Here is a 12984-nt window from a genome sequence, read left to right as displayed (position 1 = left end):
CGTCAGCTGCGGCTTTTCTTGCTATTCGTCGCGACAGTTTTCTTCGCTGGAGCTGAAGCAGGGGCGGCCTTGCGGTACCTCGGCGCTTGCTGCACCGCTTTGCGTGGTCCATGTGCTGCCTTGCGAGCGACTGCGGTCCCCTGCTTGTACGGCACATTCAACTGCAGGCTTCCACCCGGACTGACACGATCATGCTTCAGGTTGTTCCACTGCTTGATCTGTTCGACGGTCACCTGGTTGCGCCGGGCAATCGACGCGAGTGTATCCTTCTTGCCTACCTTGACGTAGATCCGTCGCGTATCCGGTACATCCGGCGCGGTAATCATCGTTGCCGTATCCACCAGTTCTGGCGCGATGTCCGCTTCCGGCGCATGGTCGGATCGCGGCACGAGGACCGTGGAGCCGGCCTTGAGCAGCGTTTTCGGCGGAATGTTGTTCGCCTCACGAATCACCTCCGGCGTGGTGCCGAAGCGCGACGCGATCGTCTCGATTCTTTCTTTCGCGCTGGTGACCTTGTGGGCAGTCCAGGATGACAGGGTGCGTCCCCATTTCGCAAGATTGGTCTTGAACTTCTCGGCATTGCTTTGCGGCAGGAGAATTTTTGTGTCCGAGCTGCCGGTAATCACCGGTCGATTGAACTGCGGGTTGAGCGCCTTGAATTCGTCGATCGACAATTCCGCCAGTTGCGCGGCTACCTTGATATCGATATCCCGCGTTTTCCCGATGGTGACGAAGTAGGGCTGGTTATCGATCTTTGGTAGCGTAATGCCATAATTTGCCGGCGCTGCAATGATGTTCTTGACAGCCTGCAGCTTGGGAACGTAATTTTTCGTCTCCAGAGGCATGTACTGCGACAGCGTATTGAAATCTGTGGGCTGGCCTGCGGCGCGAGCCTTGTTGATTGCGCGCTGCACTGAGCCTTCGCCCCAGTTGTAGGCGGCCAGTGCAAGCTGCCAGTCACCGAACATGCCGTAAAGCTTTTCAAGATATGACAGTGCGGCATCGGTCGAAGCAAGCACGTTGCGGCGCTCATCCTTGAACATGCTTTGCGTCAGGTTGAAATCACGCCCGGTGGATGGAATGAATTGCCACATGCCGGCCGCATGCGCGCTCGAATATGCCTGAGGGTTGAATGCCGATTCGATAAAAGGCAACAATGCCAGTTCGGTGGGCATATTGCGCTTTTCAAGTTCCTGGACAACGTGGAAGAGGTAACGCGACGCACGAGTGGTCGTGCGCAGTATATGGTCCGGACGAGAGCTGTGCCACTGAGTCTGGCTTACCACAAGCGGGCTTTCCAGATCGGGAATGGCAAAACCTTTGCGGATCCGTGCCCAAACATCCACTTCTTCGATAGCCAGAATCTGGGCCAGCGGGTCGTTGGGATCGTAGGGCCGCTCCATCGCGGAAACCTGCGACCAGTTATAGAAAGGAAGAGAGAGATCTGCTGCTTGGGTGGCGGCCGGGACGCCGAGGATGAGAAGCGCTGTTAGTGGGAATGTTCTTCTTTTCAGCGGATACATGTTTCCTCGCTTGCTAATGGAATAAGGGCCAATATGGCGCCCAGTTTAATCGACAGAGTTTACGTAATGGTGTTTTCCTGCGTCAAGATTTATCGGTGATCGATAATATTTCGGCAACTATACCGTGGACGTCAACGGTAGGAATTTTTCCATTGCCGTAAGGCAGCAAACACGGCAATAGGTTCCTTGCTAGAAATATTTCCTGTAGCTAATAATCGGTCTGCGATCGCTGGTTCGCGATAACGCAGGAACGGGTTTGTCGCCTTTTCCAGGGCGATGGTCGACGGTACGGTCGGTTCGCCCTTGTCGCGCTTGGCTTGCTCTTGCGTCATCCGGACGCTCAAAGCCTTGTTTCCCGGTTCGACTTCCTGCGCAAAGCGCAGATTTGACAAGGTATATTCGTGTGCGCAAAACACTTTCACATCGTCCGGCAGCGCGGCAAGTTTGCCAAGTGACTCTGCCATTTGTTCCGGCGTACCTTCAAACAAGCGTCCACAGCCGCCGGCAAACAGGGTATCGCCACAGAACAGCCACGACTGCTCGGGCGCATAGTAGGCAATATGGCCACGCGTATGGCCGGGAACGTCCAACACCTCGAAACGAAGGTTCAGGTCGGGCACATCAACGTTGTCTCCCTGTTGTAAAGGATAGGTGACGCCGAAAATCGCTTCTTGACGCGGGCCAAAAACCGGCACATTAAATCGCGTCAGTAATTGCGGCACGCCGCCGACATGGTCAGCATGGTGATGTGTCAGTAGAATAGCGGCGAGGGAAAGACCATGTGCAGCAAGGGCATCGAGGATAGGCGTCGCGTCACCCGGGTCGACTACGGCGGCGCGGATGCCATCGTGAATCAGCCAGAGGTAATTGTCCTGGAATGCCGGAACAGTCAATACACTTAACATACGATGGATCACCGGTTACCTGAAAAGCCGATTATAGCGCTCGGTCCCTGGCTCGAGACGCCAGTGGGCAGCTATGTGCGCGCCTGGCAGCAGGAACGACTGGATTTGCTGACCGCTGATATTTTTGGTTTCAATGCGTTGCAAATCGGATTGCCTCAAATCAATGCATTGAATGCCAACCGGATGCCCAACAAGTGGTTGACGGATACGCATATTCCGAACGAGAACGACGGGAGTGATGGTTCATCACGCATCGTGGTTGTACACGACTTCGCTGAACTTCCTTTCGCCTCGCAAAGCCTGGATTTAGTCGTTCTGCCCCACGTCCTGGAGTTCGCCGAGGAACCTCACCAGGTTCTGCGCGAGGTTGAGCGCGTGTTGATTCCAGAAGGCCAGGTGGTGATTTGCGGCTTCAATCCCGCCAGTCTATGGGGCTTGCGCCAGGTTACGGGTCGCCTGACCGGTGCCCACTTCCTGCCGCAAAATGGTGAATTCATCAGCCTGCCGCGCCTGAAGGACTGGCTCAAGCTGCTCAATATGGAAGTCAACCGTGGCCACTTCGGCTGTTACGCGCCGCCCTGCATGACCGAAAAATGGCTGACCCGGTTTGAATTCATGGAAGAAGCCGGCAACAGATGGTGGCCTTACCTCGGCGCAATCTATATAGTGCAGGCCATCAAGCGGGTACGCGGCATGCGCCTGATCGGTCCAGCCTGGACCAGGAAACCCGCCCACGCGCGGCAAGGCGTTGCCGTCACCAATCGTGTTCAAAAACATAAATGAATAGGCAAGAACTGAAGTGCAACATGGATAAAGTAGAGATTTACACTGACGGTGCCTGCAAGGGAAACCCAGGCACCGGCGGTTGGGGCGCATTGATGGTCGCGGGCGAGCATACAAAGGAAATGTTTGGCGGCGAAACGAACACCACCAACAACCGCATGGAACTGAAGGCTGTGATCGAGGCACTGAGCGCACTCAAGCGTCCCTGCACGGTCATTGTGCATACCGATAGCCAGTACGTGCAAAAGGGCATCAGCGAATGGATACACGGCTGGAAAGCGCGCGGATGGAAAACCGCCGCCAAGGAGCCTGTCAAGAACGTCGATTTGTGGCAAGCCCTTGATGCCGCGCGCGCGACGCATACAATTGAATGGCGGTGGGTAAAAGGACACGCCGGGCATGAAGGCAACGAACGGGCTGATGCGCTTGCAAATATGGGCGTAGCGTCAGTGTCCTGAACTGTTCTGTTGTGCTACATTCGTCCAACAGCAAAAATGTTGCAATTTGGAACGATATAAAGACAAATGAATACCCGGAGACTGCTTTACCCCGTCATTGCGGCGGTTGGAATCACCGCACTTGGGGCTTACGCGTATTTCGAACAGCGTAAACACCAGGGACCAACCGAACAAACTTCGACACCGACGCCGGAAAAAGCCGGAGGGCCGCGCGCTTCGGCGAATAATGGCCCGGCTGCCGTCGATGTCGCCAAGGTGACCGTCGTCAATCTGGTCGACGACATCAATGCCGTCGGGAATATCCGATCCAATGAATCCGTTGTGATCCGGCCCGAAGTGGCGGGACGGATTACCCGCCTCAATTTCGGTGACGGCCAGCGGGTGAAGAAGGGACAAGTGCTGGTTGCCTTCGACTCTACCGTCAATCAGGCCGAAGTCTTGCAGGCAAAGGCGGAACTGGGTATTGCCAGGGCAAATTTCGAGCGCAACGCCGACCTCGCCAAACAGAAATTCATTTCTGACCGGGCACGTGATGAATCTCAGGCCAACGTGCAGGTTCTGGAGGCCAAGCTGGCGCTTGCGGAAGCGCGTTTATCCAAGCTGGAAATCAAGGCGCCGTTCTCGGGCATTGTTGGCATACGTACCGTCAGTGTGGGCGACTATGTCAAGGATGGTGCGGACCTCGTTAATCTGGAAGATATTTCCAGCGTCAAGGTCGACTTCCGTATCCCGGAACGCTATGCCGACCTGGTGCAGCCTGGGCAGGCGATTGAAGTGATTGTCGACGCCTTGCCCGGCAAACCCTTCAAGGCCAAAGTGGATGCCGTGGATCCCCAGGTCGACAGTTCCGGGCGCTCCGCGCTGCTGCGCGGACGCGTCGACAATCCAGAAGGTCGCTTAAAGCCAGGCATGTTTGCACGGGTGCGGCTGCTTCTTGCAGAACGAGAAAACGCATTGATGATTCCCGAAGAGGCAATCGTTCCCCAGGGCGGCAAGGTGACTGTCTGGAAGGTCGTCGACGGCAAGGCCATGCGCACGGAAGTAAAGACCGGATTGCGCCGCGCGGCCAAGGTCGAAATCGTGCAAGGCCTGTCGGCGGGTGACACTGTCGTCACTGCCGGCCAGATCCGATTGTCCAAAGACGGCACGCCGGTCCAGATCGCGCCGGGTACACCGAACGCGCAGGGTGGTTCGCCCTCCAATAAACCCGCCGTCCAGGGAGGTCCCAGCCAGGCGGCTGCACCCGCGGACGGTGCGGTGCTCGCGAAACGCTAAGCGGAGAGCACATGGTCTTATCTGACATCTGTATACGCCGTCCGGTCTTCGCCACCGTGATGTCCCTCATTATCGTGCTGATCGGTCTTGTCTGTTACAACAGGCTGGCGGTACGCGAATATCCAAAGATTGACGAACCGGTGGTCACGGTGGAAACCCGGTATCCGGGAGCGAGTTCCGAAATTGTTGAATCGCAGGTAACCAAGCCAATGGAAGATTCGATTGCCGGCATTGACGGCATCGATGTCCTGACGTCGATTTCACGCGCTGAACAAAGCCAGATCACGGTACGTTTTCGCCTCGAGAAAGATCCGGATTCCGGCGCCAACGATGTGCGCGACCGCGTATCGCGCGTGCGCTCCAAGCTGCCACAAACCATTGAAGAGCCGGTCATCGCCAAAGTCGAAGCCGATGCCAGCCCCATCATGTGGCTTTCGTTTTCAAGCGACACCAGGTCCGCGCTTGACCTGAGCGATGTGGCCAACCGTATCGTCAAGCCGCGCCTGCAATTGCTGCCGGGTGCGGCCGACGTGCGTATCAGCGGCGAGCGCAAGTATGCAATGCGCGTTTGGCTCAATCGCGACAAGCTTGCATCGTATCGACTGACGCCGGCTGATGTTGAAGATGCTTTGCGAAAGCAAAACATCGAAGTGCCAGCCGGTCGTATCGAATCACGCCAGCGAGAATTTTCCGTCGTATCGCAAACCGACCTGACAACGCCGGAGCAGTTTGAAAACATCATCGTCCGTACTGTCAATGGCTATGCTGTGCGCATACGCGACGTGGCGCAGGTTGAGGTAGGGCCGGCGCTCGAGCGCTCTTCGGTCCGGTTCAATAAAAAGAATGCTGTATCGCTGGGCGTCATTCGCCAGGCGACCGCCAATCCGCTTGAGCTCGCGAGCTATGTCAAGGCGGAGTTGCCGAGGCTGAACGAGGAGCTGGCGCCCCAGGGAGTGCGTATCGATATCTCGGTGGATAACACGTTGTTCATCGACCGCTCCATCAATTCGGTGTACAAGACGATCGGCGAAGCTGTGATTCTGGTCGCTATTGTCATCTTTATTTTCTTGCGTTCTTTCCGGGCCGCCATCATTCCCTTGGTAACGATTCCCGTGTCGCTGATCGGGGCGTTCGCCGTGATGTCGATGGCAGGCTTCAGTATCAATACGCTGACGCTTTTGGCCCTGGTTCTCGCCATTGGCCTTGTGGTTGATGACGCAATCGTCGTGCTTGAGAATATTTATCGTCACGTCGAAGACGGCATGAAACCATTCGACGCCGCGATCAAAGGCGCAAAGGAAATCGGCTTCGCGGTCGTCGCGATGACGCTGACGCTTGCCGCCGTGTATGCGCCGGTTGCATTTACCCCCGGCCGCACTGGCAGATTGTTTGTTGAATTCGCGTTGACGCTCGCAGGTGCTGTCGTTGTGTCCGGACTCATCGCGCTGACGCTGTCCCCGATGATGTGTTCGGTGCTCTTGCGCCACCAGGAACAGCACGGATTTTTGTATCGTACGATCGAGAGCGGTCTGAACGGCTTGACCAACGGGTATCGCCGCCTGTTAACTGCGAGCCTGTCCAGCCGTTGGCTAGTTACCCTGATCTACCTGCTAGTGATCAGTGGTCTTGTGTGGCTGGGTCTTAACCTCAAAAAAGAACTGGCACCGGTGGAAGACCGCGGTACGATCTTCACTTCCCTGACCGGACCTGACGGCGCATCGTTGGAATACACTGAAAAATATGCGAACCGTCTTGAGAAAATCGCCGACGAAACCAAGGAAATTGACCGCATGTTCATCATCGCCGGCAATCCGACAGTGGAACGCGGTATCGCCATTTTCCGCACGGTCGACTGGGCCGACCGTGATCGATCAACCTTGGACATGATTAAGGAAATGCAACCGAAGATGGCAGGCATACCCGGCCTGCTGGCATTTCCGAATGCACCTCCGTCCCTCGGCCAATCGATCCGGGAGCGCCCGGTGAGCCTGGTCGTGATGACCAACGCCTCCTACGAGGAACTGCAGGGCGTGGTGCAAAATATCGTCACTGAAGCCAGCAAGAACCCCGGACTTGTTAACATCGACACAGACCTGCGACTCAATAAGCCACAGGTCAACGTGGACGTGGACCGGGACAAGGCGGCGGATGCCGGCGTTCAAATCGAAACCGTTGGCCGCACACTGGAAACCATGCTTGGCGGACGCAACGTAACGCGCTTCAAAAAGGGCGGCGACCAGTACGATGTCGTGGTCCAGATTCGTAACGGTGAGCGCGACGCGCCCGACGATATCAATAACATCTTTGTCCGCGGCGTCGGCAAGAATGGCACGCCCGATCAGATGATCCCGCTGTCCAGCCTGCTCAAGGTCAGGGAAACGGTCGCCCCGCGCGAGCTTAATCACTTCGGTCAGCGGCGCGCGGTCGTGATTTCGGCCAACCTTGCCAATGGCTATACGCAGGGCGAGGCAATCGAGTTCATGGAGCAGACTGCCAAGTCCATTATCAAGCCGGGTTACGCAACGGACCTGTCCGGCTCGTCGCGTGAGTTCCGTGCGTCCAGCGGCAGCCTGGCACTTACCTTTATCCTGGCATTGGCATTTATCTACCTGGTGCTTGCGGCGCAATTCGAAAGTTTCGTCGATCCATTCATCATCATGCTGACCGTTCCGTTGTCGATGGCAGGTGCGCTGGCAGCATTGAAATGGACTGGCGGGACGTTGAACGTGTACAGCCAAATCGGCCTCATTACATTGGTAGGGCTGATTACCAAGCATGGCATCCTGATTGTGGAATTCACCAATCAATTGCGGGAAGAGGGCAAGTCCATGCATGACGCCATCATTGAGGCTGCGGTACTGCGTCTGCGTCCTATCCTCATGACAACAGGTGCGATGGTGCTCGGTGCGATTCCGCTTGCGCTCGCCACCGGTGCGGGTGCAGAATCGCGCATCCAGATTGGATGGGTGATTGTAGGCGGCATGAGTTTTGGTACCTTGCTGACCTTATTTGTCGTCCCCACCTTTTACACTTTCCTTGCGCGCAAGAAGGCCCATTTGCCGGCGCCGGTTGATCCGGCCGAGCCCGTGGCGCCGATTGCCGCTACTGCACATTAAACATGCGACAAATCGTTCTCGATACTGAAACCACAGGCCTTAACCCACGCTCCGGCGACCGCATCATTGAAGTCGGCTGCGTGGAAATCGTCAATCGTCGCCTGACCGGCAACAACTTTCATACCTACATCAACCCCGAGCGCGACTCGGAAGAGGGTGCGCTCGCCGTACACGGCCTGACGACTGAATTCCTCAGCGACAAACCGAAATTTGCAGAGATCGCGGATGAGTTGCGCGATTACGTGCGCGATGCCGAAGTCATCATCCACAACGCGCCATTCGACCTCGGGTTTCTCGATGCCGAGTTTGCACGGCTCGGGTTTCCGCGTTTCGCTACCCACGTCGCGGCGGTAACCGACACCTTGGTGCAGGCAAAGGAAATGCACCCTGGAAAACGTAATTCGCTTGATGCCTTGTGCGACCGTTACGGTATTTCGAACGCGCATCGTGCCTTGCACGGCGCGCTGCTCGACGCCGAGCTGCTCGCCGAGGTTTATCTGGCGATGACACGCGGCCAGAACAGCCTCACAATCGATCTGGCCGTGGAGTCCAATACGTCCGGCGGTGAGCAATTGATAGAATCAATTTCAGTCTCGGAGATGATCATCGTGCGCGCGAGCGATGATGAAGTTGCTGAACATGAAGCCTTGCTGGATCGGCTCGACAAGGAAGCGAAGGGTAGCTGCGTCTGGCGTCTGGAGCCGGCACCCACAGCAAATTGATTCATCGTGGCATCTGTGCGATAATGCCGCCTCCCGGACAGTTAGCTCAGGGGTAGAGCACCGCCTTCACACGGCGGGGGTCACTGGTTCAATCCCAGTACTGTCCACCAAGAATTCAAGAACTTCAGCCGCAGTATCTACAACGTTTTACTGCGCAAACCCACTCAGTTGGGGCATAGTTGAGTCAAAAAGAGCCTGCCGATTGAGCAGGCTTTTTTCATTGTGGCTCCTTTAAAGCATGAGGTAGCGTATGCTTTTCGAGGAGAAGGCGCGACGCCGATGTCTATTGCTCGTAAACTGCGAATGGTTTTTATTCTTTGAATCTTTCCGCGATCAGTCCGCGTAGCCACTGATTTCCTTTATCTTGATTATAGCGTCGGTGCCAAAGGATATTGGTATTGAGCATTGGCAGTCGAAACGGAGGCTCGATGAAGTCTAGCGCAAATGGCATGACAGTCTGTTCGGCCAGTTTCTTCGGCACGGTGACGACCATATCGGTGGTACTGATAATGTAGGGAACCGCGGTGAAATGGGGTACCTGAAAACTTACTGTGCTGGCAACGCCCGCCTTTTCGAGTCGGGCATTGATCTGGTCGTAAGGGCTGTCGCGTGAAGTGACAAGCAAATGCGTTGCGCTTAGGAAGGTCTTCAAGTCAACCGAACCTTTTCCGAAGCGATGACCTCGGCGAAACATGGTCACATAGCCCTGGCTAAACAGTTTCCGGTGATATAGGCTTTCCGGCACATTGGCAAACGCCCCGATGGCCAAATCTATTTGCCCCGTTTCCATTCCTTGCTGCCAGTCGACCGCGCTTGCTCGCACCGAACCGATCCCTATATAGGGCGCAGTGCGCCGACATAAATCCACCAAGGCCGGCATGAAATGGATTTCTCCAACATCCGTCATCGCAATTACAAAATTGCGCTTGCTGGTGGCTGGATTGAAATGGTCTTCCTGGTTAAGCGCCTGGGTCACGCTGGACAGCGCATGGGCGATCGGCTCGGAGACTCGCTGTCCATACGGGGTCGGCTGCATGCCTTGCCCGGTCCGCACGAACAATTCATCGCCGCACGTCTTGCGAAGGCGCGACAGCGCATTGCTTACTGTCGGTTGTGATAGCCCGAGCCGTTTCGCTACTTGAGAAACATTTCTTAATCGATACATCTCATGGAATACGACAAGCAGGTTGAGGTCGATGTGTGCGATGTCGATCATTATTTAGGATATCAATAATTGATATTTAGGAATTTCTATTTTAAACAATAATACGATTAACTATAGTGACGTGATAGCAGCATTGAGCTACCACTGTCCGTCACAACAATTGCAAACGGAGACGCCAATGCATTCGCCAGCCATTCATGTTGAGACCATCATTGAGAACGGGCGCTTGTCGGCCTCATGGTAAGACTGCATAGGACGAACCACAGCGCTCACGCTTAAGCCAAGCTTCAGAGGTAGAAACCAATCCAACATGGGGACACAAAGATGAATGGATTCAACGATACGCCGAAGCAGATGCATTATCTGTCGGGTTTTTGTAATGAATTTGCGACCGAGGCGTTGCCCGGCGCCTTGCCGGTTGGACAAAACTCGCCGCAGCGTGCGCCCTATGGCTTGTATGCCGAACAGATTTCCGGCACGGCCTTTACCGCGCCGCGCAGCCACAACCGCCGCTCTTGGCTATACCGTATCCGGCCGGCTGCAGTGCACCAGCCCTTCAAGCAAGTTGAAGGTCCTCGCATCGTCTCTGATTTTACGGCCACGCCCCCGACGCCGCCCAACCAGCTGCGATGGGACCCGCTCCCCATGCCCGATGCGTCCACTGACTTCATCGATGGCTGGGTCACGATGGCAGGCAATGGCTCGCCGGAGGCAATGACCGGTTGCGGCATTCACCTGTATGCGGCCAATCAATCGATGCAAGACCGTTATTTCTACAATGCCGATGGCGAATTGCTCATCGTGCCTCAGCAGGGTCGACTGCAGATCGCGACTGAACTGGGATTAATTGAGGTCGAACCACAGGAGATTGCCGTTATTCCGCGCGGCGTCCGTTTCCAGGTCAAACTGCCGGATGGCCAGGCGAGGGGATACATCTGTGAAAACTTTGGCGCGCTGTTTCGCCTCCCTGACCTGGGCGTGATCGGTTCCAATGGCTTGGCAAATCCGCGCGATTTCCTGACCCCGGTTGCTGCTTTTGAAGATGTGGAGGGCGACTTCGAATTGTTGGCCAAATTTAATGGCCGGCTGTGGAGTGCGTCCATCAATCATTCCCCGCTGGATGTAGTTGCCTGGCATGGCAACTACGCGCCGTACAAGTACGACCTGCGGCGCTTCAACACAATCGGTTCGATCAGCTACGACCATCCCGATCCGTCCATCTTCCTGGTATTGCAGGCACCGAGCGCAGTCCCGGGCGTGGACACGATCGACTTTGTCATCTTCCCACCACGCTGGCTGGCGGCGGAAAACACGTTCCGTCCGCCCTGGTTCCATCGCAACTTCGCGAGCGAATTCATGGGCTTGATTCATGGTGAGTACGACGCCAAGGCCGAAGGTTTCGTCCCGGGCGGCGCGAGCCTGCACAACTGCATGTCCGGGCATGGCCCGGACGCCGATACTTTCGAGAAGGCCAGCCAGTCGGACACCTCCAAGCCCGGCAAGGTTGACCACACCATGGCTTTTATGTTCGAGACGCCGGCAGTGATCAAGCCGACGCAATTTGCGTTGGAAACCTCGCAACTGCAGAACGAGTATTACCAATGCTGGCAAAACCTGAAGAAGAATTTCAATCCGGAGAAGAAATGAGCGCGCATGACCAAACTACGGCGCCAGAACTGAAGAGCTGGGTCGAGCGTGCCAATGCACCAGATTGCGAATTTCCCATCCAAAACCTGCCGTACGGGATCTTCAGCACTGAGCACTCGGCAGCACGTGTTGGTGTGGCGATTGGCGATAGTATTCTCGATCTGACAGTTCTAGCTGAAGAGGGTCTGATTGCGTGTCCCCTAACGGTTGTTACGCAAGTCCGTCTCAACGACTTCATTGCATTAGGCCCAATCGTATGGCGCAAAGTCCGTGAACAAATCAGTGCACTGCTATCAGCGTCCAACCATACATTGCAAGGCAATGCGGCGCTGCGCGAAAAAGCCCTGATTCAGCAGGCGGCAGCTACGATGCACCTGCCGGTGGAAATTCAGGGTTATACGGACTTTTACTCATCCAGGGAACACGCAACCAATGTGGGCATGTTGTTCCGTGATCCAAAGAATGCATTGCTGCCAAACTGGTCCGAAATCCCGATCGGTTATAACGGACGTGCTTCATCGGTGATTGTCAGCGGCACACCTGTACGGCGACCGAATGGTCAAATCAAACTGCCCGATCAGGATCGTCCAGTGTTTAGTCCATGCCGTAAGCTCGATCTTGAATTAGAGACCGGTTTTATTGTCGGCATCCCCAATGCACTAGGCGAACCAATTCCGATCGAAGAAGCCGAGAAGCATATTTTTGGTATGGTATTGCTCAATGATTGGAGCGCGCGAGATTTTCAGGCGTGGGAATATGTTCCCCTTGGACCGTTTAATGCAAAAACGTTTGCGACTACTATTTCACCGTGGATAGTAACGATGGATGCGCTCGAGCCGTTTCGCACACTTCAACCAACTCAAGTCCCACTGCCGCTTGCCTATCTTCAGCACACAGGCGAGCATGCATTTGATATTCACCTCGAGGCAACGCTGAAGCCAGAAACTGCGGCAGAAGCGACCACGATTACGCAAACCAATTTCAAGTATATGTACTGGACCATGGCCCAGCAGCTTACTCACCACACCGTATCCGGATGCAATACACGGGTAGGCGATCTGATGGGTTCGGGAACAATCAGCGGTCCAACCCCGGGTTCCCTCGGATCATTACTAGAGATGACGTTTAACGGACGTGAACCAATAAAGCTGCAGTCAGGCGAGACACGATCCTTTATCGAAGATGGTGATGAGCTAACGCTGCGTGGATGGTGTCAGGGTGAAGGATACCGGGTTGGCTTCGGGCTCTGTACTGGACAAGTGCTTCCTGCCCATCCGATGAAGTAAAAGGCATCGGTCGGTGCAACTCTACAGCTATTCGCACTGTTCTGTGAGATCAGAGCAGTCAGTATCCCAGCCGGGCGTATCGGGCACTGGCGGCGTCCATGTAA

At 55.5% G+C, this 12984-nt stretch carries 10 protein-coding genes and 1 tRNA gene; 8 read left to right on the top strand and 3 right to left on the bottom strand.

Annotated elements, in window-relative coordinates; genetic code table 11:
* Positions 1-2 precede the first annotated feature (2 nt).
* Complete coding sequence (locus ASE07_RS08140; protein ID WP_200960905.1) at positions 3-1523, bottom strand: transglycosylase SLT domain-containing protein; 1521 nt, start codon at positions 1521-1523, stop codon at positions 3-5.
* A gap of 131 nt (positions 1524-1654) precedes the next feature.
* Positions 1655-2428: a hydroxyacylglutathione hydrolase gene (gene gloB, locus ASE07_RS08135; protein ID WP_057290318.1), complete on the bottom strand. Its 774-nt coding sequence runs from the start codon at positions 2426-2428 to the stop codon at positions 1655-1657.
* Positions 2429-2431: 3 nt separating this feature from the next.
* Between gloB and ASE07_RS08130 the strand changes: the two genes are divergently transcribed.
* The 6 genes from ASE07_RS08130 (at position 2432) to ASE07_RS08105 (ending at position 8892) form a co-directional block, all read left to right on the top strand.
* Positions 2432-3211, top strand: a complete 780-nt coding sequence (locus ASE07_RS08130; RefSeq protein WP_057290317.1) for a class I SAM-dependent methyltransferase — start codon at positions 2432-2434, stop codon at positions 3209-3211.
* A gap of 23 nt (positions 3212-3234) precedes the next feature.
* Positions 3235-3669 carry a ribonuclease HI gene (gene rnhA, locus ASE07_RS08125; protein ID WP_057290554.1) on the top strand — a complete coding sequence of 145 codons (435 nt, stop codon included), beginning with the start codon at positions 3235-3237 and terminating at the stop codon, positions 3667-3669.
* 66 nt (positions 3670-3735) lie between these two features.
* Positions 3736-4944, top strand: coding sequence for an efflux RND transporter periplasmic adaptor subunit (locus ASE07_RS08120; RefSeq protein ID WP_082584016.1), 1209 nt, complete (start codon positions 3736-3738; stop codon positions 4942-4944).
* Positions 4945-4955: 11 nt separating this feature from the next.
* Positions 4956-8060 carry an efflux RND transporter permease subunit gene (locus tag ASE07_RS08115; protein WP_057290316.1) on the top strand — a complete coding sequence of 1035 codons (3105 nt, stop codon included), beginning with the start codon at positions 4956-4958 and terminating at the stop codon, positions 8058-8060.
* A 2-nt stretch (positions 8061-8062) separates the two neighbouring features.
* Complete coding sequence (gene dnaQ, locus ASE07_RS08110) at positions 8063-8782, top strand: DNA polymerase III subunit epsilon (protein WP_057290315.1); 720 nt, start codon at positions 8063-8065, stop codon at positions 8780-8782.
* A 35-nt stretch (positions 8783-8817) separates the two neighbouring features.
* A tRNA-Val gene (locus tag ASE07_RS08105) sits at positions 8818-8892 on the top strand.
* 200 nt (positions 8893-9092) lie between these two features.
* Here ASE07_RS08105 and ASE07_RS08100 read toward each other — a convergent pair.
* Positions 9093-9998, bottom strand: coding sequence for a LysR family transcriptional regulator (locus ASE07_RS08100; RefSeq protein ID WP_057290314.1), 906 nt, complete (start codon positions 9996-9998; stop codon positions 9093-9095).
* A 273-nt stretch (positions 9999-10271) separates the two neighbouring features.
* Here ASE07_RS08100 and hmgA point away from each other — a divergent pair, with 273 nt between their 5' ends.
* The gene (gene hmgA, locus ASE07_RS08095; RefSeq protein ID WP_057290313.1) at positions 10272-11594 is read left to right on the top strand and encodes a homogentisate 1,2-dioxygenase; all 1323 of its coding nucleotides are present in this window, start codon (positions 10272-10274) and stop codon (positions 11592-11594) included.
* Positions 11549-12880, top strand: a complete 1332-nt coding sequence (gene fahA, locus ASE07_RS08090) for a fumarylacetoacetase (protein ID WP_156396469.1) — start codon at positions 11549-11551, stop codon at positions 12878-12880. The genes hmgA and fahA overlap by 46 nt, the downstream gene beginning before the upstream one ends.
* Positions 12881-12984 lie beyond the last annotated feature (104 nt).

Source organism: Noviherbaspirillum sp. Root189 (assembly GCF_001428545.1).
In the GTDB taxonomy this organism is placed as follows: domain Bacteria; phylum Pseudomonadota; class Gammaproteobacteria; order Burkholderiales; family Burkholderiaceae_D; genus Noviherbaspirillum.
This window is presented reverse-complemented; position numbering and strand designations above follow the sequence as displayed.